Source organism: Falsirhodobacter xinxiangensis, assembly GCF_004959935.1.
Classification (GTDB): Bacteria; Pseudomonadota; Alphaproteobacteria; order Rhodobacterales; family Rhodobacteraceae; genus Falsirhodobacter; species Falsirhodobacter xinxiangensis.
The window spans coordinates 1-25,989 of record NZ_SMYN01000019.1 but is presented as its reverse complement, the minus strand read 5'-3'; the positions used below and the strand labels follow the sequence as shown (position 1 = coordinate 25,989).

Annotated in this window: 21 protein-coding genes; 8 read left to right on the top strand and 13 right to left on the bottom strand. The window is 64.2% G+C overall.

Features of this window, described 5'->3' with window-relative positions:
- Window positions 1–96: 96 nt before the first annotated feature.
- The 4 genes from E2K76_RS16780 to E2K76_RS16765 are packed head-to-tail and all read right to left on the bottom strand — an operon-like array spanning window position 97 to window position 5,043.
- Window positions 97–1,659, bottom strand: coding sequence for an ATP-binding cassette domain-containing protein (locus E2K76_RS16780; RefSeq protein WP_136685606.1), 1,563 nt, complete (start codon window positions 1,657–1,659; stop codon window positions 97–99).
- 1 nt (window position 1,660) lies between these two features.
- Window positions 1,661–2,488 (bottom strand): ABC transporter permease, encoded by an 828-nt coding sequence (locus E2K76_RS16775; RefSeq protein ID WP_169053360.1) that lies wholly within the window; start codon window positions 2,486–2,488, stop codon window positions 1,661–1,663.
- On the bottom strand, window positions 2,481–3,458 hold the full coding sequence (locus E2K76_RS16770; RefSeq protein ID WP_169053359.1) for an ABC transporter permease: 978 nt from the start codon (window positions 3,456–3,458) through the stop codon (window positions 2,481–2,483). Before E2K76_RS16770 ends, E2K76_RS16775 begins: the two co-directional genes overlap by 8 nt.
- A gap of 10 nt (window positions 3,459–3,468) precedes the next feature.
- On the bottom strand, window positions 3,469–5,043 hold the full coding sequence (locus E2K76_RS16765; protein ID WP_169053358.1) for an ABC transporter substrate-binding protein: 1,575 nt from the start codon (window positions 5,041–5,043) through the stop codon (window positions 3,469–3,471).
- Window positions 5,044–5,273: 230 nt separating this feature from the next.
- On the opposite strand from E2K76_RS16765, the gene E2K76_RS16760 reads away from it, so the two are divergent.
- On the top strand, window positions 5,274–7,472 hold the full coding sequence (locus E2K76_RS16760; protein WP_169053357.1) for an FAD-dependent oxidoreductase: 2,199 nt from the start codon (window positions 5,274–5,276) through the stop codon (window positions 7,470–7,472).
- Between the two features lie 27 nt (window positions 7,473–7,499).
- Here the strand turns inward: E2K76_RS16760 and E2K76_RS16755 are convergent, their stop codons facing one another.
- From E2K76_RS16755 to E2K76_RS16715, 9 genes are read right to left on the bottom strand one after another with little or no spacing between them, the layout of a single operon-like run.
- Complete coding sequence (locus E2K76_RS16755) at window positions 7,500–8,936, bottom strand: NAD-dependent succinate-semialdehyde dehydrogenase (protein WP_136685601.1); 1,437 nt, start codon at window positions 8,934–8,936, stop codon at window positions 7,500–7,502.
- Window positions 8,933–9,976 (bottom strand): tartrate dehydrogenase, encoded by a 1,044-nt coding sequence (locus E2K76_RS16750; protein ID WP_136685600.1) that lies wholly within the window; start codon window positions 9,974–9,976, stop codon window positions 8,933–8,935. Before E2K76_RS16750 ends, E2K76_RS16755 begins: the two co-directional genes overlap by 4 nt.
- Before the next feature lie 12 nt (window positions 9,977–9,988).
- Window positions 9,989–11,350: an aspartate aminotransferase family protein gene (locus tag E2K76_RS16745; protein WP_136685599.1), complete on the bottom strand. Its 1,362-nt coding sequence runs from the start codon at window positions 11,348–11,350 to the stop codon at window positions 9,989–9,991.
- Window positions 11,351–11,382: 32 nt separating this feature from the next.
- Window positions 11,383–12,306 carry an electron transfer flavoprotein subunit alpha/FixB family protein gene (locus E2K76_RS16740; RefSeq protein WP_136685598.1) on the bottom strand — a complete coding sequence of 308 codons (924 nt, stop codon included), beginning with the start codon at window positions 12,304–12,306 and terminating at the stop codon, window positions 11,383–11,385.
- A complete protein-coding gene (locus tag E2K76_RS16735) occupies window positions 12,306–13,064 on the bottom strand; it encodes an electron transfer flavoprotein subunit beta/FixA family protein (RefSeq protein ID WP_136685597.1) in 759 nt (252 codons plus the stop codon). Before E2K76_RS16735 ends, E2K76_RS16740 begins: the two co-directional genes overlap by 1 nt.
- A gap of 10 nt (window positions 13,065–13,074) precedes the next feature.
- Entirely contained in the window at window positions 13,075–13,419 is a 345-nt protein-coding gene (locus tag E2K76_RS16730) for a tRNA-binding protein (protein ID WP_136685596.1), read from the bottom strand.
- Window positions 13,419–14,582 carry an MFS transporter gene (locus E2K76_RS16725; RefSeq protein ID WP_136685595.1) on the bottom strand — a complete coding sequence of 388 codons (1,164 nt, stop codon included), beginning with the start codon at window positions 14,580–14,582 and terminating at the stop codon, window positions 13,419–13,421. The genes E2K76_RS16730 and E2K76_RS16725 overlap by 1 nt, the downstream gene beginning before the upstream one ends.
- Window positions 14,579–16,048 carry a lyase family protein gene (locus E2K76_RS16720; protein WP_136685594.1) on the bottom strand — a complete coding sequence of 490 codons (1,470 nt, stop codon included), beginning with the start codon at window positions 16,046–16,048 and terminating at the stop codon, window positions 14,579–14,581. Before E2K76_RS16720 ends, E2K76_RS16725 begins: the two co-directional genes overlap by 4 nt.
- A gap of 11 nt (window positions 16,049–16,059) precedes the next feature.
- Complete coding sequence (locus E2K76_RS16715) at window positions 16,060–17,490, bottom strand: aldehyde dehydrogenase family protein (RefSeq protein WP_136685593.1); 1,431 nt, start codon at window positions 17,488–17,490, stop codon at window positions 16,060–16,062.
- A 214-nt stretch (window positions 17,491–17,704) separates the two neighbouring features.
- Here E2K76_RS16715 and E2K76_RS16710 point away from each other — a divergent pair, with 214 nt between their 5' ends.
- From E2K76_RS16710 to E2K76_RS16680, 7 genes are read left to right on the top strand one after another with little or no spacing between them, the layout of a single operon-like run.
- A complete protein-coding gene (locus tag E2K76_RS16710) occupies window positions 17,705–19,315 on the top strand; it encodes an ABC transporter substrate-binding protein (RefSeq protein ID WP_220432276.1) in 1,611 nt (536 codons plus the stop codon).
- An 8-nt stretch (window positions 19,316–19,323) separates the two neighbouring features.
- The gene (locus tag E2K76_RS16705; protein WP_220432275.1) at window positions 19,324–20,259 is read left to right on the top strand and encodes an ABC transporter permease; all 936 of its coding nucleotides are present in this window, start codon (window positions 19,324–19,326) and stop codon (window positions 20,257–20,259) included.
- Complete coding sequence (locus tag E2K76_RS16700) at window positions 20,256–21,104, top strand: ABC transporter permease (protein WP_136685591.1); 849 nt, start codon at window positions 20,256–20,258, stop codon at window positions 21,102–21,104. Before E2K76_RS16705 ends, E2K76_RS16700 begins: the two co-directional genes overlap by 4 nt.
- 1 nt (window position 21,105) lies before the next feature.
- Window positions 21,106–22,737: an ABC transporter ATP-binding protein gene (locus tag E2K76_RS16695; protein ID WP_136685590.1), complete on the top strand. Its 1,632-nt coding sequence runs from the start codon at window positions 21,106–21,108 to the stop codon at window positions 22,735–22,737.
- A gap of 19 nt (window positions 22,738–22,756) precedes the next feature.
- A complete protein-coding gene (locus E2K76_RS16690) occupies window positions 22,757–24,799 on the top strand; it encodes an oxidoreductase (RefSeq protein WP_136685589.1) in 2,043 nt (680 codons plus the stop codon).
- A gap of 19 nt (window positions 24,800–24,818) precedes the next feature.
- The gene (locus E2K76_RS16685; RefSeq protein ID WP_136685588.1) at window positions 24,819–25,541 is read left to right on the top strand and encodes a haloacid dehalogenase type II; all 723 of its coding nucleotides are present in this window, start codon (window positions 24,819–24,821) and stop codon (window positions 25,539–25,541) included.
- Window positions 25,542–25,553: 12 nt separating this feature from the next.
- Window positions 25,554–25,976: an Lrp/AsnC family transcriptional regulator gene (locus E2K76_RS16680; protein WP_136685587.1), complete on the top strand. Its 423-nt coding sequence runs from the start codon at window positions 25,554–25,556 to the stop codon at window positions 25,974–25,976.
- Window positions 25,977–25,989: the final 13 nt, after the last annotated feature.

Below are 25,989 nucleotides of genomic sequence, written 5' to 3'. Positions count from 1 at the left end.
ATCGGCGGATGAGGGTGCGGAAATGGAAAAGCGCCCGCATCGGGGGAGGCAGGCGCTGAAGAAAAGGGCGGAATGAAAATGGATTTACACGCGGTATTAGAGCTTTAGAACTGGCGCCGCCGCGACCAGCTTGCGGGTATAGTCGTGCTTTGGATGGCGGATGATTGCATCTGCGGGCCCTTCCTCGACAATCCGGCCTTTGTACATGACGGCGATGCGATGGGCAAAGGAATGGGCAAGCCAGATATCGTGCGTAATAAAAATGTAGGCAAGACTACGATCTGCCTGAAGCTGGCGCAAAAGGTCCACGACCAGCGCGCGGATCGACAGGTCCGCCCCCGACAACGGCTCGTCCGCGACGATCACCTCGGCCCCTGTGGCCAAGGCCCGCGCGATTGCAAGACGTTGTCGCTGGCCGCCCGAAAGCTCGTGCGCGAAACGGTCCAGATAGGGCTGTCCCGGGCGCAGCTGCACCTGCTCCAACAGCGCGGTCATCGCGGCATCGCGCGCAGGCACCCCCGCCACGTCCAGCGCCTGGGACAGGACGCCGCGAATGTTGCGGCGCGGGTTGAACGCCTCGCTCGAATCCTGAAAAACGGGATACATGGCCGAGCGCGCCTTTTGCAGCGCGGCGGCAGGCAGCTTGTTCAGGACCTGCCCGTTCAGCGTGACATCACCCTGATCCGGCGCGATTAGCGATAGGATCACGCGGGCAAGCGTCGATTTGCCGGAGCCGCTTTCCCCGACCAGTGCAACCGTCTCACCCTGATGCAAATCCAGATCGATCCCGTCCAGCACGCGAAAGGCAGACGCGCCGCTGCCGAAGGTCTTTCCCACGCCGCGCAGGGTCAGGATCGGGCCGTTGTCATGCACCGGCACGGGCAACGGTTTCGCCTGATCCGATCCTGCCGCGATCAGGGCGCGGGTATAGTCGTGCCGGGGGGTGCGAAAGACGTCACGCACGGGGCCGCTTTCGATGACCTTGCCGCGCAACATGACATAGACACGCTCGCACATCTCGGACACGACGCCAAGATCGTGGCTGATCAGCAGAAGGCTCATCCCCAGATCGCGGCGCAGGCGGGCGATCAGCAGCAGGATTTCTTTTTGCGTGGTGACATCCAGCGCCGTCGTCGGCTCGTCCGCGATCAGCAGGCGCGCCTTGCAGGCAAGCGCCATCGCGATCATCACCCGCTGGCGCATTCCGCCCGACAGCTCGTGCGGGTAAAAGCGCGCGTGCGTGCGCTGCAACTGAACCATCTCCAACAGCTCGCCCACGCGGTCGCGCCCCGCCTTGCGGTCGTGAACGTGCACCACCTCGGCAATCTGGTCGCCCACCCGCATCAACGGATCAAGATAGCTGAGGGGGTCCTGAAAAACCATCGCGAAGTCGCGCCCGCGCACGCGGTGCAGGTCCGCGATCTTTACATCCTTGCCGTCCAGCCGGATCGTTCCCGTGATCGCGGGCTGCGCCGAGGCGGGCAGCAGATCCATGATCGCGCGGGCGAAGGTCGATTTTCCCGACCCCGATTCCCCGACGATGCCGACGGATTCCCCCTGCCCGATACGAATGTCCACGCCGCCGACCGCCACCACGGAACGGTCCCCCGCGCGATAGGTGACGCCAAGATTCTCGACGTCCAGAAATGCGGTTTCCATCTCAATCCTCCGAGCGGGGGTTGAATATTTCGGCCACCTTGTCGCCCGCAAGGTTGAAGGCAAGCACGGTCACAAAGATCGCAAGGCCGGGGAACACCGACAGCCACCATCCCTGATAGAAAAACCGCTGACCCGAGTTCAGCATCTTGCCCCAGCTGGCGACGTCGGGGCTTGTCAGGCCGAAGAAGGCAAGGCCTGCCTCCAGCAAAATCGCCTGCCCGACGATCAGCGTGCCGACCGTCAGGACCGGTGCCAACGCATTGGGCACCACCTCTCGCCACAGGATCTGCGTTTCGGTCATCCCAAGGCAGCGGGCGGCGTTCACGTAATCTAGCGACTTGATCCGCAACACCTCGCCCCGCATCAGGCGCGCGGTCTGGGGCCATGACAGGATGGCGATGATAAGGATGATCCGCATTGTCCCCGGCCCCCAAAGTGCGACGATCACGGCGGCCAGAACGAAGGACGGCATGACCTGAAATATCTCGGTCACGCGCATGACAACGGTATCGACCCGATTGCTGCCAAAGCCCGCGATCGCACCGATGGCGATACCGACCAGCGTGGCCGACACAGCCGCCGCCACCCCGACCAGAAGCGAGGTCCGGCTGCCGAACAGCATTTGCACAAAGACATCGCGCCCCAGCTCGTCCGTGCCCAGCCAGCTTTGGCCCGAGGGCGGCACGAGCGAGGCCGACGTCAGCGCCAGCTCTTGCCCGGAATAGACAATGGGGCCGATGACGGCGCATCCCAAAAGCACAAGGATGACACCAAAGCTGAGGATCGCGACGGAGCTTGACAGCAGCCGGACAAGCCGACGGTCACGCACGCGCGTATCCGGCCCGGACGCGGGGATCGACGATTGCATAAAGGATATCCGTAATCAGGTTTGCGAGGATGGTGACAAGCGTCACCAGAAGGAACACGCCTTGCAGAACGGGATAATCGCGCTGCGCGATCGATGTCATAAACACCTGCCCAAGGCCGGGCCATCCAAAGACTGCCTCGACCATGATCGTGCCGGTCAGCAGGTTCGAGAAGTTGTTGCCCACGACGGTGATGATCGGGATCATTGCGTTCGGCATCACATGCCGGAACAGTACGACCCGCTGCGACAGGCCCGCCGCCCGTCCGGTGGTAACGTAATCGCCAAGGATGGATTCCTTGAACGCAACCCGCGCCACGCGCGCGACAATGGCCATATTGAAGGCGACCGCGATGGCCCCCGGCATGAGCCAGTGCGCCACAAAGTCCCAGACCTGCGGCCAGCCCGGATCCACGCCGCGAATGCTCTGCATCCCTTGGGCAGGCAGCCATTGCAGGTTGACGGCGAACAGGATGATAAGCACCTGCCCCGACCAAAAGATCGGCACCGACTTGCCCCCGAGGCTAAGCGCCGAGATCAGCACATCCAGCGCCCGCGATCGCTGGACCGCCGCATACATCCCCACCAGCACCCCCAGAACCGAGGAGATGATCAGCACCGGCACCATCAGCAGCAGCGTGTTCAGCGTGCGCTCCCACAGCAGTTGCGCAACGGGCTGGCGGTTGAAGAACGAGTAGCCCAGATCCCCCTGCACCAGCGCCCAGAGGTACAGAAGCAGCTGTCTCCACAGCGGCTCGTCCAAGCCGAACTCGGCCCGCATCCGGGCCTCGTATTCTGGGGGGGCCGGAAAGTCGCCGATCAGGGCGGTGATCGGATCGCCGGGGACCAGACGCGTCAGCAGAAAATTCATCACCAGCACGATGAACACCACCGGCAGCACCCATATCAGGCGCGAGACGATCAGGCGGGACATGGCGCTCTCCTCAATCCTGCAACCACGCTTCGCGGAAGGTCGGAAGGTAGTATTCATGCTCCATCCCCTTCAGGCGCGCGGTCAATCCGCTGCTGAGGATGCGCTCGTGAAGGGTCAGGGTCGGCAGGTCGCGGCCAAGGATGTGCTGCACCTTGGCATAGATCGCGCCGCGCGCTTGTTGACCTGCGGCCTGCTGGGCCTGATCGAAAAGCTGGTCCACCTCGGGATTGGAATATCCGGTGGGGTTGCCGCAACACCGCCCCGCGGCCGAGCTGACCCACATCCGCGCCAGACCAAGCGCCGGATCGCCGCCACTGCTGTAGGACACAAGCGCAAGGTCGTAATCGTTGTCCACGAATATCTTGGGCACCATCGCCGCACGCTCGCCCGGTGCGATGGTCACATCGACCCCCACCTTGGACCACATGCTCTTGATCGCCGTGGCGACCAGCGGGCCATCCTGATCGTCGGACAGATAGCCAAGGGCGACGCGCAAACGCGTGCCATCCGCATCCGGCATCAGCCCCGCCTGATCCAAAAGGGCAATCGCGCGGTCCGGGTCATAGGGGTAGAGTTTGGTATAGTCAGTGTCGGCATCCGCAGCCCATGGCATGCGGTTCGTGAACGGCATGGTCGCTGCGGCCCCGGCCCCCTGATAGGCGGTCGCAAGCAGGTAATCGCGGTCGGTCGCCATCATCAGCGCCTGCCGGACCTTGGCATCATCCAGCCCGGGACGGGTGGTGTTCACCACCATCACGTCGATGGACGGCACCGGCGAAGGGATCAGCGCGAAATTCGGATTGTCCGCCAGCATCCGATAATCGCTGGAGGGCATGATCTGCGAGGCGACGTAGTCGATCTCTCCGGCCATCAGGGCCTGCGTTCGTGACGAAGATTGCGGAAGCACCTGCGCGATGACCCCGTCCAGATAGGGTTTGCCCGCATCCCAGTAATCGGGGTTCCGCTCGAACTTGACGTATTCGCCACGCCGCCATTCGGCGAACCTGAACGCGCCCGTTCCCACGGGGGCCTGCGTCGAAACAGGGTTGGTTGCGGGATCGGTCCCTTCGAACAGATGCTTGGGCAGAATCGCGCCGCCTTGGGTGCAGTTCAGCGACATCAGGAACGGATCGTAGGGCTGATCCAGCGTCACGACGATCTTGTCGGGCGCAGGGGCCTCGATGCTGCTGATCACCGCCGCCGTGATGGAGAAAGTGGAGCTGAATTTCGCGCTCACTTCCTCTAGCGTGTATTTGACATCGGCCGAGGTGAACGGCTGCCCGTCGTGCCAGTTTGCCTGACGCAGCGTGAACTCATAGACCAGATTGTCATCCGAAACCGTCCACTCACTGGCCAGAAGGGGCGCGATGACGCCACCGGCCCGCACCTCGACCAGCCCCTCGTAGACCACGCAGGACACCAGTCCGTCCGCCGTGCTGGTCGAGATGTTGCGGTTGATCGTCGCGGGATCGCTGCCGACCGCGAATATCGCGGTGCCGCCGCTGACGGGCGGGCCGTCCTGGGCATGGGTGGGCAACGTCAGACATAGGCCGGCGCCAAGGGCGCAGCCGATACGGGAAAGCATGGGAAAGACCATTGGACCTCTCTGTCAGGGATGCGCCATTCTGCCGTGGCAACTTTCGTAAGTATAATTACGATTAATGCATGAAAGGCTGAATGCGCCAAGAAAATTCGTTTGCAAGTCATATTATGTTGTATTCATAGATTTCAAATATGCACGTCTGTTCAATAACGCATCAGGTTAGGAACTTGCGCATGCATACAGACGAATCAATATCTCGGACAGGTGCAGGCATGACACAAAGCAATCCCGACCGGATCACAGGCGAGGTAAAAGCGCTGTATCGCTATCCCGTCAGCTCGCTCGGGGGTGAGCGCCTTGCCGCAGCAGCGATCTGCGACACGGGCATCGAAGATGACCGGGGCTACGGTTTTTTCGACGCCGAAACCGCAGAGCATATTTACCCCGCACGGGATGCACGCTGGAACGCCGCCGCCCGTTTCTTCGCCCGTATCCGGGGCGGCACGGTGCAACTTTCGACCGATGGCGCAGACTGGCATGATTGCGACGCGCCGCAAATCCTTGCCGAAATCGCCACCCTTCTTGGCCGAAGGGTCGATCTGCGGCGCTACGACACGGGGCATCGTCCGCGCTACAACGTTGCCCCGCTGCATCTGTTAAGCGTGCAGGCAATGGAAAGTCTGCGCCGCCGCCTGCCCGGTGCCGTGCTGGACGAACGCCGGTTTCGCCCGAACATCCTGCTGGACATGCCCCCGGCCGACGAGATCCCCGAATATGCCCTGATCGGACAGGAGTTCACTGTGGGCGCGGTGCGGCTGCGCGGGATGCGCCCTTGTGTCCGCTGCGCCTTCACCACGCTGGAAATCGAGGATTTGCCCGAAGACGCCTCGATCCTGCGCACGCTGAACCGCACGTTCGAACGGAACTTCGGTATCTATTGCGAGGTGGTCGCGGGCGGGACGCTTTCCTTGGGCGACCGGCTGGATGCGGCGCGGGCCGCGCCGTCCATCGATCCGGTGGTCATCGTAGGCGGCGGTCAGGCGGGCGCTGCAGCGGCGCGGGCACTACGGCGGCTTGGATATGCGGGCGCAATCCGCATTTATGGCGCGGAACGCCACCTGCCCTATGACAGGCCCCCGCTGTCCAAGCGCATCGCGGGACGGGCGCCCGTTTCCGTGCTGCTGACCGCAGCCGAAGCCGAGGATCGAAGCATCGCCCTGCATCTGGATACGGCGGTCGATGCGCTGGACATCGCCCGCCGCCGGATCGAGGCGACGGACGGCACCGAAACCGGGTTCGGCACGCTGATCCTTGCGACCGGCGGTCGGGCGCGGCGGATCGCAGGGGTCGATCGCGGCCACGGGCGCGTTCACGTCCTGCGCACGATCGAGGATGCAGACCGTCTGTCGTCAGCCCTTGCGTCCGGCGGACGGCTGTTCGTTTGCGGCGGCGGCTGGATCGGGATGGAGACGGCCGCCGCCGCGCGTGCTGCGGGGATGGAGGTGACGCTGTTTGCCCGCGGGACCGCGCTGGCCCCCCGCATCCTGCCTGCCCTCGTTGCGGATCATCTGGCACGCCTGCACAACGCCAACGGCGTCACCCTGCGCTTCGGGATCGAGCCGCGCTTTCGCGAATCCGCCGATGGGATCACCGCCACCCTTGGGGCCCAGGTGCTGCATGCCGACCATCTGGTGATCGCGGCGGGCATGGTCGCCAACGACGGGCTGGCCCGCCGCGCGGGGCTTGCTTGCGCCGACGGGGTGCTGACCGATGTGCATGGCGCGACCGGAACGCCCGGTGTCTATGCCATCGGCGATCTTGCGCGCCAGCCCTCGGGGCGGATCGAAAGCTGGCAGAACGCCAACCTTCAGGCCGAACGCGCCGCGCGCCACATCCTTGGTATAGCCCCGCCCACGGACGAACCGTTGCAGTTCTGGTCCGATCAGTTCGGTCATCGGCTTCAGATCGTCGGAAACCCGGACCCACAGGCCGCGCCCCTCTTGGCCCAAGGCACCTTTTGGGATTTCGGCCGGTTCGCGGTCGGCATCGACACGCCAAAGCTGATCCACAGCGCCGCGCGACGTCTGGCCCACAACGGCCCATCCGCACCCGCCGCGCCTGCTGCAAAAACGGTCGCCCGGCGCGAACACCCGCTCTGCCCCGCCGCAAACATCCCCGAGGCGGCGCTGGTGCGCATCGATCACGATCGCGGCCCGTTTGCCGTTACGCGCCAGAACGGGCGGGTCTTTGCCACCGATGACGGTTGCCCGCATTCGGTCGCGTCGCTGTCCCAAGGCTTCATCGAAGAAGGGCGCATCGTCTGCCCCCTTCACTTCGCCGAATTCGGGCTGACCGATGGCAGGCCCCACAACGCGCCGCCCGATTGCGGCCATCTGACCGTTCACCCTGTCATCGAACGGGACGGACATCTGTTCGTTCTGCTACCGACGACGAAGGGCAACGGCAGCTGAATCACGGTGGGTTGCTGTGGCGGGCCCTTACAGCCCGCCGAAATGGAACGCCTTGGTTTCAAGATATTCCTCGATCCCCTCCTGCGCGCCCTCGCGCCCAAGGCCCGACGATTTGACCCCGCCGAAGGGCGCCTCGGCATGGCTGACCGCGCCGGTGTTCAGCCCGACCAGCCCGAACTCCAGCGCCTCGCCAAAGCGGAAGGCGCGGGCCATGTCGCGGGTGAAGAAGTAGGCCGCAAGACCGAAGGGTGTGCCGTTGGCGATGGCCAGCGCCTCCTCCTCGGTGTCGAAGCGGAAAACGGGGGCGACCGGACCGAAGGTTTCCTCGGAGGCAAGCCGCATCCGCGTCGTGGCCCCCACCAGCACCACGGGATCGGCATAGGCCGCACCCAGATCCCGCACGGCGGTGGCCTTCGTTGCGCCATGCGCCAGCGCATCCTCGACATGGCTGCGTATCTTCGCGATGGCGGCGGCATTAATCATCGGGCCGATGGTGGTGCCGTCCTCGGTTCCCGGTCCGACCTTTAACGCATCGACGCGTTTTGCCAGCGCCGCAACGAAGGCGTCGTGAATGCCCGACTGCACGAGGATGCGGTTCGCGCAAACGCAGGTCTGCCCGCCATTGCGGAACTTGGACAGCATCGCCCCTTCAACCACCGCATCCAGATCGGCGTCGTCAAAAACGACAAAGGGCGCATTTCCGCCCAATTCCAGCGACATCCGCTTCAGGGTTGGTGCACATTGCTCGGCCAGCAGCGCACCGACGCGGGTCGATCCGGTAAAGGACAGCTTGCGCACCACGGGGCTGGCGGTCAGCGCAGCGCCGATCACCTCGGGGCGGCCCGTCAGGATGTTGATGACCCCGCGCGGCACGCCCGCACGTTCGGCCAACACTGCCATCGCCAGCGCTGAATAGGGCGTGACGTCGGACGGCTTTACCACCATCGTGCAGCCCGCAGCCAGCCCCGGCGCGACCTTGCGGGTGATCATCGCGATGGGAAAGTTCCACGGCGTGATGATGGCGCAGACCCCTACGGGTTCCTTCATCGCAAAAATCTTCTTGCCCGGCAGCGGCGACGGGATGATCGAGCCGTTGATCCGCCGCGCCTCCTCGGCGAACCAGCGCACGAAGGACGCGCCATAAATTACCTCGCCCTTTGCCTCGGCCAGCGGTTTGCCCTGCTCGGCGGTCAGGATCTGCGCAAGATCCTCGGCATGATCCAGCATCAGCTGATACCATCGCATCAGGACATCGGCGCGGTCCGCATGGGTGCAGGCCCGCCAGCCCTTCATCGCGGTCTCGGCGGCAGCGATGGCGCGGGTCGTCTCGTCTGCGGTGCAATCGGGTATGGTGCCCATCGCTGTGCCGGTGGCGGGGTTCGTCACCTCCATGTCAGGGCGGGCGATCCATTTGCCGTCGATCAGCGCGGCTTGGCGGAACAGGTCATGATCGGTCAGGTTCATGCCAATGCCTCCAGAACGGCGGCGGTGATGGCGGCGGTGCCATGCGATCCGGGGCGGATGCCAACGCCCTTGCCGGTCGCACCTTCGATCGCCGCCATCACGGCGGTGGCGGCCTGTGCTTCGCCCAGATGGTCCAGCATCATCGCGCCGGACCAGATCGCGGCGATGGGGTTGGCAATGTTCTTGCCCGCGATGTCGGGGGCCGATCCGTGGACCGGCTCGAACATCGACGGGTTGCCGCGGTCGGGGCAAATGTTGGCCGAGGCCGCGAACCCCAGGCCCCCCTGAATTGCCGCCCCAAGGTCCGTCAGAATGTCCCCGAACAGGTTCGACGCGACGATCACGTCCAGATCCTGCGGGGCCATGACCATCTTGGCCGTCATCGCATCGATATGCATCATGCTGACGGTCACGTCGGGATAGTCGGCGGCAACCTCGCGCGTCACCTCGTCCCAGAAGACCATCGAATGCCTCTGCGCGTTCGATTTCGTGACCGAGGTCAGGTGTTTGCGCCGCGCGCGCGCCTGTTCGAACCCGAAACGAAGGATCCGTTCGACCCCTTTGCGGGTGAAAATTGCCGTCTCGACCGCGACCTCGTTGCCCGTGCCCTGATGCACGCGCCCGCCTGCACCGGAATATTCGCCCTCGGTATTCTCGCGAATGCACAGGATGTCGAACCCGTCGGCACGCAACGGTCCGGTCACCCCGGGCAAAAGCCGGTGCGGGCGGATGTTGGCATATTGATCGAACGCCTTGCGGATCGGCAGCAAAAGCCCGTGCAGCGAGACCGAATCCGGCACAGTCGCAGGCCAGCCCACCGCGCCCAGATAGATCGCATCGAACCCGCGCAGCGTCTCGATCCCGTCCTCGGGCATCATGCGGCCCGTGGCCAGATAAGTCTCGCACGACCAGTCAAAGCGTGTGGTCTGCAACGCAAAGCCGAAACGCGACGCCGCAACCTGCAAAACACGCACCGCCGCATCGGTGACATCAACCCCGATCCCGTCGCCAGGGATAAGGGCTATCTTATGGGGCGTCATGGCAATATCTCCTCAGCGCAGAACGGCGCGGATTTCTGGATCGTCCAGCGTCTCGTCCAGAACGGCGCGGGTGCGGGCGACGATCTGGTCCACCTGCCCGTCTGTTAGACACAAGGGCGGGGCATAGCCAAAGATGCCCTGCGGGAATGACCGCACGATCAGCCCGTGGTCCCATGCGCGGTCGAACAGCCGCGTCGCGGGCTGCACCGATGCGGGCAGCGGCGTTTTGGCGTCCTTGTCCGTCACCAACTCGACTGCGGCCAGCATCCCGCGGCCCCGCACATCGCCGACCAGCGGGTGGTCGCGCAACGTCTCCAGCCCCGCCATCAGCCGGGCACCCGCGCGGCGACCGTTTTCCAGCAGACCACCCTCGTAAAGTTCCAGCACCGCAAGCCCGACGGCTGCCGAGACGGGATGCGCGGAATAAGTGAACCCGTGACCGACCGCCTTGGCCCCCGCCCCTTCGGCAATCGTCTCGTAGACATGATCGCGCATAAGCACCGCGCCCATCGGGACATAGCCCGAGGTAAGCCCCTTGGCGACCGTCATAAGGTCCGGCACGATCCCTTCGTCCTCGCAGGCGAACAGCGGGCCGGTGCGGCCAAAGCCGGTGATGACCTCGTCGGCAACGAACAGGATTTCGTATTCCGTGCAAAGATCGCGCATTGCCTTGACCCAGCCCTTGGGCGGGACCAGCACACCGCCCGAGCCCTGGATCGGCTCCAGATAGAATGCGCCGACACGCTCCGGCCCGATGGCCTCGATCTTGGCGCGCAGTTCCGCGACCGAGGCCGCGACAATGTCCGCGTTCGGGTTGCGATAGACGTAATGCGAAGAAATCTTGTGCTGCCAGTCGTAAGGCACGCCGAACCCGTCATGGAACCCCGCAAGCGCCGTCAGCCCCGCCCCCACCGTCGTCGAGCCGTGATAGCCGTTGGCGACCGAGATGAACTGGTCGCGCTGCGGCTGGCCCTTGGAATGCCAGTAATAGCGGATGAAACGGATGGTGCTGTCCACCGCATCCGACCCGCCAAGGGTGAAGTAGACGTGGTTCAGATCGCCCGGCGCGCGGTCGGCCAAGGCCGCCGCCAGCTTGATCGGGGCCTCGGACCCCAGATCAAAATAGCCGGTGGCATAGGGCAGACGGCGCATCTGCTCGCTCGCTGCCTCGACCACGCTTTCCTGACCATAGCCTGCGTTCACGCACCAAAGACCCGCGAATCCGTCGATCAGATCGCGCCCCTCGCTGTCGGTGACGATCGCGCCCTTGCCCGAGGTCAGGACGCGGACGCCCCGCGCCTCGTGCCCTCGGAACGACGAAACAGGGTGGATCAAGTGGCGGCGGTCAAGTTCGACAAGGGAATTGGTCAGCATCGTGGTCTCCGGTTGTGGCGCAGGAAAGGCTGTTAAATTTTTGCCGTCAACTCCGGCACGATCTCGAACAGATCACCGACGAGGCCGTAGTCTGCGACCTGGAAGATGGGGGCGTCTTCGTCCTTGTTGATGGCGACGATGACCTTGCTGTCCTTCATCCCTGCAAGATGCTGGATTGCGCCCGAGATGCCAACGGCGACGTAAAGCGCGGGGGCGACGACTTTGCCCGTCTGCCCGACCTGCCAGTCGTTGGGGGCATAGCCTGCGTCCACCGCGGCGCGGGATGCGCCGACGGCGGCGCCCAGCTTGTCGGCCAGCGCGGCGACGATGGCGAAGTTTTCCTCGGACCCGATGCCGCGACCGCCCGACACCACGATCCCGGCCGAGGTCAGATCCGGCCGGTCGGAGGCTGCGACCTTATCCTCGACCCATTCCGACAGCGCGGGATCGGCGGCTGCGGCCACGTTTTCGACCGCTGCCGAACCGCCCGATGCCGCCGCCTCGAACGCCGTCGTGCGCACCGTCAGCACCTTGACCGCGTCGGACGAGCGCACCGTCTGCATCGCGTTGCCCGCATAGACGGGCCGTTCGAACGTGTCTGCATCCACGATCCCCACCACGTCCGAGATCACCATCACGTCCAGCAGCGCCGCCACGCGCGGCATCACGTTTTTCGCATCCGTCGTCGCGGGGGCCACGATGTGCGAATAGCCCGAAAGCCCCGCAACCAGCGCCGCCGTGGGTTCCGCCAGACGGTGGCCCAGCGTCGCATCCTCGGCCACCAGCACGCGGGCGACGCCCTCGATCATGGCCGCCTCGGCCCCCGCAGCGGCGGCGGAACCGCCCGCGCACAGCACCGTCACCTCGCCCAGAACCTTGGCCGCCGTCACCGCTTTGGCCGTCGCGTCCAGCGACAGCTGGCCGTCCGTGACCTCTCCCAGAACCAGAACAGCCATCAGATCACACCCGCTTCTTTTAGTTTCGACACCAGCTCGTCCACCGAGCCGACCTTGATCCCCGCGCTGCGGCCCGCAGGTTCCACCGTTTTGACGATGGTCAGCCGCGGCGTGACATCGACGCCGTAATCGGCGGGCGTCTTCTCCTCCAGCGGCTTCTTTTTCGCCTTCATGATGTTGGGCAGAGAGGCATAGCGCGGCTCGTTCAGACGCAGATCGACGGTCACGATCGTGGGCATCTTGACGCGGATCGTCTGCATGCCGCCGTCAACCTCGCGCGTGACCAGCGCGGCCTCGCCCTCGATCTCCAGCTTGCTGGCGAAGGTCGCCTGAGACCAGCCCAGAAGCGCCGACAGCATCTGCCCCGTCGCGTTCATGTCGTTGTCGATCGCCTGTTTGCCCGCGATGACCAGCCCCGGCTGTTCGTCGCGCACCACCGCCGCCAGCAGTTTCGCCACGGCCAAAGGCTCGATATCCGTGTTCACATCCGCCGCCGCCTCGATCAGGATCGCGCGGTCCGCCCCCATCGCAAGCGCCGTCCGCAGCGTCTCGGACGCCTGCTTGACCCCGATCGAAACCACCACAACCTCGGACGCCGTGCCCTGTTCCTTCAGCCGGATCGCTTCCTCGACCGCAATCTCGTCGAACGGGTTCATCGACATCTTCACATTCGCCAAATCAACGCCAGAACCGTCCGATTTAACGCGAACCTTCACGTTGTAGTCGATGACCCGCTTAACCGGGACCAGGATTTTCATGAAAGCCTCCTTAGAATATTTCGGTGCCGACGACGGCATCACCCGCCGTGGTCAGGACCATGACCTCGCCCGCGTCGTTGCTGGCGCCCATGATCAGCACCTCGGATTTGAAACCCGCGATGTTGCGCGGGGCAAAGTTCACGACGCAGACGACCATCCGCCCGATCAGATCCTCGGCAGAATAGCTGGTGATCTGCGCGCTGGACCAACGGATGCCGATCTCCTGTCCGAAATCGACGGCAACCTTGTAGGAGGGGTTGCGCGCGCGCGGAAACGGTTCGACCTGCGCGATCCGGCCCGTGCGGATGTCAAGAGACTGGAACGCGTTGTAGGACGCTTCGGGTTTGATCGGCATCACGAAATCTCCGCTTGTGTTAGGTAGGTTCGGGTTTGGGTCAGCATGCCGGCACAGATCGCCAGCATCAGCGCCGTCAGGACGAACGCGAAATAGCCGCCTGTAAAGCCGCGCTCTATCATCGCACCAATGGCGATGGGGGCTGTGAATTGTCCGATGTTGATCCCGGTCGTTACAAAGCCGTAGCTTTGCCCCTGACGCCCGCGCGGCGCGCTGCGGGCGACGACCATGTCGCGCGCGGGCAGCACGCAGCCCATCGCAAAGCCCAGCAAGCCAAGCGCCGCCGTATATCCGGCCACGCCCCACAGGCCCGACCAGATCGCGATCCAGCACAGGACCGCACAGGCGCAGCCGCCGATGAAACATCGCACATCGGGCAGCGTCCGCAGCAGGCGGCCACCTGCGACGATCCCCATCGCCCCTGTCGCGAAATAGACGGTCAGGGCGGTGGTCATCGCGCCGGCGGGATAGCCGAACGCCAGCCCTGCCGCGATGGCCGAAAAGCTTTGCACCCCGGCGCTTACGGTCGATAAAAGCGTGAAGATGCCGAGCTGCGTCCACATCATGGAGGTAATGACGACCCCGCCCGCCTGCGCCTCTTTCGCGGGCCGAGGGCTGGTGCGAAACCGCGCAAGCGCGACCAGACCCGGCACGGCCAAACCGGCAGCAAGCAGCAAACCGATCCGCCAATTCGACCAAAGTGCGACCGGCAGGATCAGCGCGGGCGCAAGCGCGAACCCCAGATTCCCTGCCAGCGCATGGACCGAGAATGCAAAGGCGCGCCTCTCCTTGGAGACGGTGTCGTTCAGGATGCGGAAATCGGCGGGGTGATAGACCGCATTCGCCAACCCGCATAGAAGATAGGCCGCCGCAAGGCCCGCAAAGCTTGACGAAACAGCCATCAGCGCGATTGCCGCCCCCGAAGTGGCCAGCCCGATCCGCAGGCAAAGCACCCCGCCAAACCGGTCTACCGCCAGCCCCATCGGATATTGCGTAACCGCCGTGACCAGATTGAACCCCGCGATGGCAAGGCCCATCTGCGCGATGGATATGTCCATATCTGCCGCCATCAGCACGAACAGCGGCGGCAGCAGCAGCATGAACAGATGGCTCAGGCCGTGCACATAGCCAATGGTCCAGATCGCGGCGGTCTCTCGACTCATGCGAATTTCCGCGTCTTTAGGGTCGAGGATACCACGGCGGCCAGCGATTCCGCCGCCTTGGCGAAACGGGCTGCCAGATCGTCGATGTTGTCGGCCTCCATCGCGATGCGGTGGGTGGCGGAATCCATCGCGGCCTCCATCGCCTCGGGGCCGGGGCCGCCAAAGGTCTCGCGCCGGTTGATAAAGGCGCGGGCATCCAGCGCGCGGGTCAGGATCGCATCGTTCAGCAGCACTGAAAATTCGCCGCAGCGCGAGGCATAGGCGTTGAAATGGTCCGCCGTGACCTCTGACGGGGCGAGACCGCTGGCGATACAGTCGCGCACGAAGCCCTTTACGATGTGATGGGCGCGCCGCCACTCGATCCCGTTCAGGGTGACGATGGCGCTGGCGATGTCGGTCACGCTGGCCCAGTTGGCGTTGGCATGGGCCTCGGCGCGTTCGGTGTCGATCCGCATTTCGGCCAAAAGGTCGGGCAGAACCTCCAGCCGTTCGATCACACCTTCGGTCAGCGCGCGCAGGGCGCGGTCGGGGTTGCGGCGTTCGATGATGGCATAGCCGGTGGGGCCGCGTTCGGTGCCCATCACCATCGTCAGCGCCGCCTGCGATTGCGCGGACAGGTTGCGCAGGTCCTGCAAACCGTCGGGGTTACGCTTTTGCGGCATCATCGAGGATGCGCCGATGAACCAGTCCGGCAAGGTCACCAGCGAATGTTCTGTCGTGTTCCACATGAACACATCCTCGGCCATGCGCGAGAGGGTGTAGCACAAAGCGTTCAGGACCGACGCGTACTCGATCTCCAGATCATGGCTCAGCGCGGCATCAAGCGTGTTGGGGATCACACCGTCGAAACCCAGAAGGTCGGCCACGCGCTTGCGGTTGATGGGAAAGCCCGTCCCCGCCATGATGCCCGCCCCTGCCGGGCACCAGTTCGCCCGCGCGCCGAACGCGGCCAGCCTTTCGCCGTCGCGGGCCAGCGCATCGTGATACATCATCGCCCACAGTGCGAAAGTGATCGGCTGTGCGTGCTGGCCGTGGGTGTTGCCGGCGAAAACACTGTCGCGGTGGGATGCGGAAAAGGCCAGCATCGCGCGCCGCAGCAGCAGGACCCGTCGGCGCAGCCGCAGCGCCGCATCGCGCGCATACATGCGGAACGAAATCGCCGACAGATCGCCCGAGGAACGCGCAAGGCCGATTGCCCCGCCGACGCTTGCTCCCAGCGTTGCGGTCAGATGCCGCTCTCCCGCATGGTTTCCTCCGCCTGCGGCGCTGCGGCAGACGGCGATCCCGGCGCGCTCCATCTCGGCAAGACCGTCCAGGAGGGCAAGGGCCGTCTCGGCGGGCAGCACCCCTGCCTCGCCCAGCATCACGACGTGGGCGGTGTCATAGGCGTGTATGAATTCGGCCGTCTCGGCGACAAAGGCTTCTTTGTACGCTTCCATATAGGCGGGGGGGGTCTGGCGGGTCATCTCTGTTTCCCTCACGCGGCGCCGTGGCCGATAAGTGCGCTGTATTCCAGAAATTCCTCAAGGCCATAGCGGCCCTGTTCGCGCCCGTTGCCCGACTGCCTGAACCCCCCGAAAGGCGCGGTCCGGTCCAGTACGGGATAGTTCAGATGCACCCGCCCTGCCCGCAAGCGACGACCCACAGCGCGAACGCGGTCCAGATCGCGCCCCTGCACATAAGCCGCAAGGCCGTAGACGCTGGAATTCGCAATCTCCACAGCATGATCGATGCTGTCGTAAGGGATGATGGACAGGACGGGGCCAAAAATCTCCTCTTGCGCGATGCGCATGGTGGGCGCCACATCCGCAAAGACGGTGGGGCGGACGTAATCGCCCGTGGTCAGCCCCTCCGGCAAACCGGTGCCGCCTGCGGCAAGGGTTGCACCCTCGGCCACACCCGCCGCGATCATCGCCTGAATGCTGCGCCACTGGTTCGCATTGGCAACTGGGCCAAGGTCGGTCGCCGGGTTGCGCGGATCGCCCACGCGCAAACCATCCGCCACGCCCGCCGCGATCCGCGCCGCATCGGCCATCATCCCGCGCGGCACCAGCATCCGCGTCGGGGCCGAACAGGCCTGCCCCGAATTGGCGAAACAGGCGCGCACGCCCTTGGCGACGGCATCGGCAAGATCCACATCGTCCAGCAGGATGTTGGCGGATTTCCCGCCCAGCTCCAGCCCGACGCGTTTGATCGTCGGGGCAGCCCCATTGGAAATCGCAATTCCCGCGCGGGTCGATCCGGTAAACGACACCATATCCACCTGCGGGTGCGAGGTCAGCGCCGCACCCGCCCCCGGCCCGTCGCCGTGGATCAGGTTGAACACGCCCGCAGGGATGCCCGCCTCTTGGATGATCTCGGCGATGATGGTGGCGCAGGTGGGCGCGATTTCGGACGGCTTCAGGATCATGGTGCAGCCCGCAGCCAGCGCGGGTGCGAATTTGATGACGATCTGGTTGACCGGCACGTTCCAAGGGGTGATCAGCGCGGCCACGCCGATCGGCAGGCGCGTGACCAGCGTGTCGCCCTGCATCCATTCGAAGGCAAAGCTTTCTAACTCGCGGCAAAGAATCTCGATATGCGCCGCACCGGCAGCGGCATGGCCGGAGCGGGCATAGGCGATGGGCACGCCGATCTCGGCGCTGATGGCCTGCGCGATGTCTTCCTGCCGGCGGGTCATCCCCTTGGCAATGCGGCGCAGCAGGGCGATCCGATCCGCCAGCGGGACCTGCGAAAAGCTGTCGAAGGCCCGCCTTGCCGCTATGACGGCGCGATTCGCATCTTCGGCATTTGCCAATGGAACCTGCCCCACCACAGTATGCGTGGCGGGGTCGATGACATCAGCGGACATTTGCGAGACCGGCGCAACCCACTGACCATCAATGAAAAACTTTCCGATATTCGTCATACTGGGCCCTTTTGCGGCATTCGTGACCACAGGATTAGCCCCCCCGACGCCGCAGATTTCGGGGAATTCGTCGGCTTCACAAAATTTTTGCAAAGCCGAACACCGGAATTCAGCGGAACTGTTCGCGGCCTTCTTGGCACCCTAGGGCTGCGGCGGATGCGTCCGGTCGCCAAGAACACAAAGAACCTATCCAAGACCATCAGCGGAGATTCCAATGAGTGACCTAGAGATGGCTCCCCCCCTTTCACCGCGCGATCTTGCACGGATGCAGGGCATGGCGGCCCGCGGTGCAACACGGCGCGACATCCTGCGCGGGCTCGTCGCGGGCGGCATGACGATTGCCGCCGCCAGCATGATGTCCACACGCATCGCCCATGCGCAGGACGCGGTCCCCGTTCGCGGCGGCACTCTAAAGGTAGCCGGGTCGTCCTCGTCCACCGCAGAAACGCTGGACCCCGCACGCTTCGGCAACGGCACGGATTATGCGCGCGGCTTCATGTTCTACAACACGCTGACCGCGCTTGACGGCGATCTGGCGGCACAGCCGGAACTCGCAACCGAATGGTCCACCGCCGACGGCATCGCATGGGTCTTCCGCCTGCGCGAAGGCGTGCGGTTCCATGACGGACGCCCATTCACGTCGGCCGATGCGGTCTTTTCCATCGCGCGGCACAATGTCGCCGAAACCGCGTCGCGGGGCAAAACCTATACCGCGATGATTTCAGAGGTTCGCGCGACCGGCCCGCACGAGCTGGCAATCACCCTGACCGGCCCGAACTACGATCTGCCGGTGATCCTCGGCACGTTCAACATGTTCATCGTGCCGGACGGCAGCACCGAATTCGGCATCGGCACCGGCCCTTACAAGCTGGAGATGTTCGAGGCAGGCGTGCGTTCCGTCGCGGTCCGCAACGACGATTACTGGAAGGACGGCAAGCAGCACGTCGATTCCATCGAATATTTCGGTCTGCCGGACGAAAGCTCGCGTTTGAACGCACTGCGCGCGGGCGAGGTTCATCTGACCACCGGCATCAACCCCCGCTCTACCCGTCTGATCGAGCGCGAGGAAGGCGTCGATCTGTTCGTCACCAAGTCAGGTACCTATTCGGACCTGATAATGCAGCGCACGGACAGTACCACCGGCAATCCCGACTTCATCCTTGGCATGAAGCATCTGCTGCAACGCGAGGTGATGGTCTCCTCGATCTATCGCGACTTTGCCGAGATGGCGAACGACCAGCCCATCGCATCCACCATGAAATACCACGACGCATCCGCCCCACAGCGCGAACACGACCCCGAAAAGGCGAAGTTCCATCTTGAAAAGGCAGGCGTCATCGGCGCGGACATCCCGCTGGTCGCGTCGGCGGGCGTGGCGAACACGCTGGATATGGCCCTTATCATCCAGCAGGCGGCGGCAGGGATCGGCGTGAACATCAACGTCCAGCGCGTGCCGGTTGACGGATACTGGTCGAACGTCTGGATGAAGGTGCCCTTTGGCTTCGGCACGATCACGCAGCGCCCGACAGCGGATATGATCCTGTCGCTGTGCTATAAATCCGGCGGCGCGTTCAACTCGTCCCGCTGGCAGTCCGAGGCGTTCGACAAGCTGCTGGACACCACCCGCGCCGAAACGAACGAGGCAACGCGCGCCCAGAACTATGCCGATCTGCAACAGATGGTGCGGGACGAGGCTGGGACCGGCATCCCGCTGTTTTTTGCCAATATCGACGCCCATTCCAGCAAGCTCAAAGGCCTGAAGCCGATCCCGACGGGCAACATGATGGGCTACTCCTTTGCCGAACACGTCTGGCTTGAAGCCTGATGGGGGCGTTGATCGCAAAACGTATCGGGCTGGGGCTGCTGACGCTGTGGCTGGTGGCGACGCTGGTGTTCATGGTCAGCGGCGCGCTGCCGGGGGATGCGGCGGAATCCATTCTGGGGCAGGACGCCACGCCAGAAACGCTGGCCGCCCTGCGCGCCCAGCTTGGACTGGAGGGAGGCGAGCTTGCGCGGTATTTCGCGTGGCTGGGCGGCGTCGTGACCGGTGATTTCGGCTTTTCGCTGGCCAGCGGTCGTCCGGTGGCCGATGTGATCGCCACGCGCCTGCCGAACTCGCTGCTGCTGGCGGGGCTGGCGGCGCTGGTCGCCATTCCGGTCTCGCTGGTCCTCGGGATCGCCTCGGCGATGAAGCCGGGATCGCTTTTCGACCGGCTGACGACACTGCTGTCGGTGGTGGCTCTGTCCACGCCGTCCTTCCTGATCGCGACGCTGATCGTGCTGGTGCTTTCGGTCTGGGCGGGATGGTTTCCAGCGCTTGCCAACGTCGAGGGCGCGTCGGGCATCGCGGGGCATTTCCGCGTGATGACGTTGCCGGTGCTGGCCCTGTCGCTTTCCGTGATTGGACAGATGGCACGGATGATCCGGGCAATCCTGCTGGGTGCGCTGCGCGAGCCCTATGTCGAAACCGCGATCCTGAACGGAGCATCGCGGCTGCATGCGACCGTGTTCCATGCGCTGCCGAACGTGGCGGGGCCAATCGTGAACGCCTCGGCACTCAGCCTCAACGCGCTGATCTCGGGCGTCGTCTTCGTCGAGGTGATCTTCGCCTATCCCGGCCTGACCAAGCTGATGGTGGACAGCGTGGCCGCGCGCGACCTGCCGCTGATGCAGGCCTGCGCGCTGATCTTCTGCGCGGGGTTCCTGATCCTCGTGCTGATCGCCGACCTGATCGCCATCCTTGCCAATCCAAGACTGAGGGCACGATGACCGACACGAAAATCGAAACCGCACCGACCCTGCGTCGCGCGCGCAATCGTTGGCCCGTGCTGTCGCTAGCGGGCGCGGCCGTCTTCGGCGCATGGGTCTTCCTTGCCTTGTTCGGCGATTTGCTGGCCCCCTACGATCCGGGCGAGTTCGTAGACAGCTGGGACAGCCTCGGCCCGATGTCGGCGACCTATCCGCTTGGCACCGACTATCTGGGGCGGGACGTGCTGTCGCGCATCATGTCGGGTGCGAAATACACGGTGGGGCTACCGATGCTGACGGCGGCGCTGGCGCTGATTCTCGGCGCGGTGCTGGGCATCCTCGCGACGCTCGTGCGCCCGGCGGTGGACACGGCGCTCAGCTGGTTCATGGACACGATGAACTCCCTTCCCTCGACCATCTTCGCGCTGGTGGCGGTCGCGGGATTCGGATCGTCGCTGCCGGTACTGATCGTGGTGATCACGGTGCTTTACGTGCCGTCGGCCTATCGCAACATCCGGTCGGCGGCCATCAACATCTCGCGCATGGATTACGTCGAGGCGGCGCGCGTGCGCGGCGAGGGCACGGCCCATCTGATCCGGCGCGAGATCCTGCCGAACATCGTGCCGAACATGCTCACCCATTTCGGGATCACCTTCATCTACATCGCGCTGCTGCTGTCGGGTCTGTCCTTCCTTGGGCTCGGTATCCAGCCGCCCGAGGCGGATTGGGGCGCGCTGGTCGCGGAAAACATGGTGGGCCTGTCCTATGCCGCAAGCGCGGTGCTGGCCCCAGCGATCTGCCTTCTGTCGCTGACCATCGCGATGACGCTGATGGTGGACGCGATCTCGCACGGAAAGGACGGCTAGGATGGACGATTTCATCGAGGTCCGCGACCTTTGCATCGATGCAGGCAAGACCCGCATCGTGAACAATGTCAGCTTCACCGCCAAGAAGGGCGAGGTCGTCGCGCTGATCGGGGAATCCGGCTCGGGCAAATCGACCATCGCGCTGTCGCTGATGGGATATGCGCGGCCGGGCTGCCGCATCGCCTCCGGCTCGGTGCGCATCGGCGGGCGCGAAATTCTCTCGCTGCCGCCACGCGCACTCCGCGACCTGCGTGGCAGGACGGTCGCCTATGTCGCGCAATCGGCTGCGGCGGCGTTCAACCCGGCCAAGCGGATCATGAACCAGATCGTCAGCCCCACCGCCTTGCATTCGACGATGCCGCGCGAACAGGCCGTCACCAAGGGCAAGGCGCTGCTGGAAGAGCTTGCCCTGCCCGATCCGCAGACCATCGGCGATCGGTATGTCCACCAGGTCTCGGGCGGGCAGTTGCAGCGCATGATGGCGGCGATGGCGATGATCAACACGCCCGAGGTGCTGATCTTCGACGAGCCAACCACCGCGCTGGACGTGACGACGCAGGTTGACGTGCTGCGCGCCTTCAAGGCGCTGGTGCGCGAAAAAGGCGTGACCGCGATCTATGTGAGCCACGATCTGGGCGTCGTCGCCCAGATGGCCGACCGTATCATCGTGCTTCGTGGCGGCGAGGTCATGGAAAACGCGCCGGTGGACGATCTTCTCGACCGACCGCAGCATCCGTTTACCCAAGGCCTGATCTCCGCCTCGGCGAGCAAGCGGCTCGAACTGCCGCCGGTCGCCGATGACATCGTGCTGGAATGCCGCGGCGTGACGGCAGGCTATGGTGCGGTCCGGGACGGGATGCCGAAACATCCGGTGCTGCATGACATCGGCTTTCGCATCCCACGCGGTCAGACGCTTGGCCTGATCGGGGAATCCGGCTCGGGCAAGTCCACGCTGGGCCGGGTGATCGCGGGGATGCTTCCCTCGGCGAAGGGGTGGGCGAAGCTGAACGGGAAGGAGCTGGATCTGGCCGATCCCGCTCGGCGCAGCCGCGCCGATCGCCGCGCGGTGCAGATCGTGTTCCAGATGGCCGATACCGCGCTCAACCCGGCGCAGACGAATGCGGAAATCCTGGGCCGGCCACTGACCTTCTATCATGGGATGAAGGGCGGCGAGCGCGACCGCCGCGTCGCCGAGCTGCTGGACATGGTCCGCTTGCCCGCGTCGCTGGCCCATCGCAGCCCGCGAGAGCTTTCGGGCGGGCAAAAGCAACGCATCAACCTTGCGCGGGCACTTGCGGCGAAGCCGTCGGTCGTGATCTGCGACGAGGTGACCTCGGCACTGGACACCGTCGTCGCCACGGCGGTGATCGAGCTTCTGGTGGAACTTCAACGCGAGCTTGGCCTGTCCTATCTGTTCATCAGCCACGATCTGGGCAAGGTTGAGGCGATGTGCCGCGAGGTCATGGTGCTCTACCAGGGACGCGAGGTGGAGCTGGCGCATCGCGACGTGCTGACCCACGCCCCCACCCATCCCTACACGCAGGAACTCGTCCGCGCCGTGCCGCAGCTTCGTCGCGGCTGGCTGGAGGAAGTCCCCGCCAGCACCCGCCGCAGCGCGGGCGCCACCCATTGAACCAGCAGGGAAAAGCCCCATGAACGCCATTTCCAATCCGGCCCGGATCAAGGACCCGCTTCTGACCCCGTTCCGGCTCAAGCACCTGACGATGAAGAACCGCATCATCTCCACCTCGCACGCGGCGACGGCGGGGGGCGGGGGCTATCCGCGCGAGCAGTATCAGGCCTATCACGAGGAAAAGGCCAAGGGCGGCTTGGCGATGACGATGATCGGCGGATCGTCGCAGGTGTCGCCCGACAGCAACTGGGGCGGCAACCAGATGGATGTCAGCCATGACGACGCCATCCCCTATCTTCAGCAGATGGCCGATCGGGTACACAAGCACGGTGCGCATGTGATGTGCCAGATTTCGCATCTTGGTCGCCGTGCCGATGCGACGGTCAAGGACTGGCTTCCCGCGATGGGCCCAAGCCGGATGCGCGAGATGCGCCACCGCGCGATCAGCCGCGAGATGGACGAGGATGACATCGCCCGCGTCATACGCGATTACGCCCAAGCGGCGCGCCGGCTCAAGGCAGGCGGCTTCGACGGGCTGGAGACACTGACCGGCGGCCACCTGATCGGGCAGTTCTTCTCGCCGCTGACCAACCACCGCAACGATCGCTGGGGCGGATCGGTCGAAAACCGCACCCGTTTCGCAATCGCCGTCCACGACGCCATCCGGGCCGAGGTCGGCGACGATTTCGTCGTCGGCATGCGCTATGTCGTGGACGAGGGCGACGGGATCGGCCTGTCCTTCGACGAATGCCTTGAAATCGCGGATATTTTGCAGCGCGAGACGACGATCGACTTCTTCAACTGCATCTTTGGCAAGATGGATACCGGCATCGCGCTGGTCGAACACAACATCCCGAACATGGCCCGCCCGCTGGCCCCGTTCCTAAAGACCGTGGGTGCCTTCAAGCGGCAGGTTAAGCTACCGGTCTTCCACGCCGCGCGAATTCCCGATCTGGAAACGGCGCGCTACGCCATCTCCGAGGGATTGCTGGATCTGGTCGGCATGACCCGCGCCCATATCGCGGACCCTTACATTGTGCGCAAGCTCGAGCAGGGCGAGGCCGACCGCATCCGCCCGTGCATCGGCACCTCGCATTGCCTCTATCGCTTGGGCAACTGCATCCACAACGCGTCAAGCAACCGCGAATACAAGCTGCCGCATATCGTGCCAAAGGCCGAAATCGCGAAAAAGGCCGTGGTTGTCGGCGGCGGCCCGGCGGGGCTAGAGGCGGCCCGCGTGCTTGCCGAACGGGGGCACAGCGTCGTGCTGTTCGAGGCGGGCGCAAAGCTGGGCGGCCAGATTCGCACGGCGGCGCTGGCCGGATGGCGGCGCGATCTGATCGCGATCGTGGACTGGCGCGAGGCGGAGCTTGAAAAGCTGGGCGTTACCGTCCGCACTAACGTCTATGCCGAAGAGGCAGACATCATGGCCGAGCAGCCGGACGTGGTGATCATCGCCACGGGCGGCCTGCCCGACACGACCGTCCCCGAGGGAGGAGAGGATCTGGTCACCAGCAGCTGGGATGCCCTCACCGAGCCCCACCGCATTGGCCAGCGCGTTCTGGTCGTGGATGGCACGGGCCGCCATCAGGCGCCCTCCACCGCCCTGACCATGGCCGAGGCGGGCCGCGACGTGCATCTGGTCACCGTCGATGAATTCATGGCGCAGGAGATGGAATACCAATCCCGCGTCACCTATCGCAAGAAGCTGGCCGAGAAACATGCCCGCGTCGATGTGGATCTGGAAATCGCCAAGGTCGAGCGCGACGGCAACGGTCTGAAGGCCACCCTGACCCACATGCTCACCGGCGAGCGGATCGAGGTTCTGGCCGACAACGTCATCGTCGATTGCGGCTCGATCCCGATCGACGAGCTGTTCCACGAGATGAAGGACGCCTCGGGCAACCGCGGGTCGCTGGACATGGACGCGCTTCTTGCCCTGAAACCGCAGCCCGAGGTGGGCAAGGACGAATTCGCGCTTTACCGTATCGGCGATGCGGTTTCCTCGCGCTCTATCCACGCCTCCATCTACGACGCCTTCCGGCTCTGCCTCGTCATCTGACATTACACGGAGAAACCAAATGAACCTGAATGATTTCAAAGTCCTGACCTTCGATGTCTATGGCACGCTGATCGACTGGGAGAGCGGGATGATCGAGGGCCTGCGCCCCTTGACCGACCGGCTGTCGCTGAGCCGCGACCAGATCCTCGAGGCGCATGCGTTCCACGAAAGCACCCAGCAACTCGCGACGCCGGCCATGCCCTATTCGCGCCTGCTCGCCACCGTCTATCGCCGCCTGTCCGAAGAATGGCGCATCCCCGTCACCTGGGCCGAATGCGAGGAATATGGCCAGTCGGTCAGGAACTGGCCCGCCTTCGAGGATTCCGCAGGTGCGCTTCAATACCTGAAAAAATACTACAAGCTCTGCGTGCTGTCGAACGTGGACAACCGCTCGTTCGCCTTTTCAAACGAAAAGCTCGCCGTCGACTTCGATTATGTCTACACCGCCGAAGATGTGGGCAGCTACAAGCCTTCTGATCGCAATTTCGACTATATGCTGGCGCAGCTTGACCGCATGGGCCACCAGAAGTCCGAGATCCTTCACACTGCCGAAAGCATGTTCCACGATCACAAGCCCGCAAACCGGCATGGGCTCGCCTCGGCGTGGATCTATCGTCGGCACAACAAGGAAGGCTTCGGCGCGACGATGCACCCCGGAGATATGCCCAGCTATGATTTCCGCTTCAACTCGATGGCGGATTTCGCCCAGGCCCATCAGAAAAGCCTTCGGCTTGCATCCTGAGATAGCACCGGCATGACGATCAAGCTCGACAGAATCGACATCAAGATCCTCGCGGAACTGATGAAGGATGGACGGATTTCCAACGTCCGCCTGTCCGAACATGTCGGGCTTTCCCCCTCGCCCTGCCTCCAGCGCATACGGCGCATGGAGGCGGCGGGGATCATCAGCGGCTACGGCGCTTTTCTGGACATGCGCAAGGTCGCGCAGGTCGTGACGATCTTTACCGAGTTCACACTGGCCGATCATCGCAGCGACAACTTCTCGCGGTTCGAGCAGGGTATGGCGCGGGTTCCAGAGGTGATGGAATGCCACCTGATCTCGGGTGGATATGATTATCTTGTTAAATTTATTGCTAAGAGCATCCTTGATTATCAAGAGCTCATAGAGCAGCTCTTAGAACGCAACTTGGGTGTCACTAGGGTCCAGACTCATTGAGTTTCAGAGCCAG

Bases quoted from the DNA above. Each gene is read 5' to 3' on its own strand.
- E2K76_RS16755 (WP_136685601.1), bottom strand. From the start codon at position 8,936: ATGAACCTGACCGATCATGACCTGTTCCGCCAAGCCGCGCTGATCGAC.
- E2K76_RS16710 (WP_220432276.1), top strand. From the start codon at position 17,705: ATGAGTGACCTAGAGATGGCTCCCCCCCTTTCACCGCGCGATCTTGCA.
- E2K76_RS16765 (WP_169053358.1), bottom strand. From the start codon at position 5,043: ATGCTTTCCCGTATCGGCTGCGCCCTTGGCGCCGGCCTATGTCTGACG.
- E2K76_RS16700 (WP_136685591.1), top strand. From the start codon at position 20,256: ATGACCGACACGAAAATCGAAACCGCACCGACCCTGCGTCGCGCGCGC.
- E2K76_RS16690 (WP_136685589.1), top strand. From the start codon at position 22,757: ATGAACGCCATTTCCAATCCGGCCCGGATCAAGGACCCGCTTCTGACC.
- E2K76_RS16680 (WP_136685587.1), top strand. From the start codon at position 25,554: ATGACGATCAAGCTCGACAGAATCGACATCAAGATCCTCGCGGAACTG.
- E2K76_RS16745 (WP_136685599.1), bottom strand. From the start codon at position 11,350: ATGCTGACCAATTCCCTTGTCGAACTTGACCGCCGCCACTTGATCCAC.
- E2K76_RS16695 (WP_136685590.1), top strand. From the start codon at position 21,106: ATGGACGATTTCATCGAGGTCCGCGACCTTTGCATCGATGCAGGCAAG.
- E2K76_RS16740 (WP_136685598.1), bottom strand. From the start codon at position 12,306: ATGGCTGTTCTGGTTCTGGGAGAGGTCACGGACGGCCAGCTGTCGCTG.
- E2K76_RS16725 (WP_136685595.1), bottom strand. From the start codon at position 14,582: ATGAGTCGAGAGACCGCCGCGATCTGGACCATTGGCTATGTGCACGGC.
- E2K76_RS16770 (WP_169053359.1), bottom strand. From the start codon at position 3,458: ATGTCCCGCCTGATCGTCTCGCGCCTGATATGGGTGCTGCCGGTGGTG.
- E2K76_RS16685 (WP_136685588.1), top strand. From the start codon at position 24,819: ATGAACCTGAATGATTTCAAAGTCCTGACCTTCGATGTCTATGGCACG.
- E2K76_RS16735 (WP_136685597.1), bottom strand. From the start codon at position 13,064: ATGAAAATCCTGGTCCCGGTTAAGCGGGTCATCGACTACAACGTGAAG.
- E2K76_RS16760 (WP_169053357.1), top strand. From the start codon at position 5,274: ATGACACAAAGCAATCCCGACCGGATCACAGGCGAGGTAAAAGCGCTG.
- E2K76_RS16730 (WP_136685596.1), bottom strand. From the start codon at position 13,419: ATGCCGATCAAACCCGAAGCGTCCTACAACGCGTTCCAGTCTCTTGAC.
- E2K76_RS16750 (WP_136685600.1), bottom strand. From the start codon at position 9,976: ATGACGCCCCATAAGATAGCCCTTATCCCTGGCGACGGGATCGGGGTT.
- E2K76_RS16715 (WP_136685593.1), bottom strand. From the start codon at position 17,490: ATGACGAATATCGGAAAGTTTTTCATTGATGGTCAGTGGGTTGCGCCG.
- E2K76_RS16720 (WP_136685594.1), bottom strand. From the start codon at position 16,048: ATGACCCGCCAGACCCCCCCCGCCTATATGGAAGCGTACAAAGAAGCC.
- E2K76_RS16780 (WP_136685606.1), bottom strand. From the start codon at position 1,659: ATGGAAACCGCATTTCTGGACGTCGAGAATCTTGGCGTCACCTATCGC.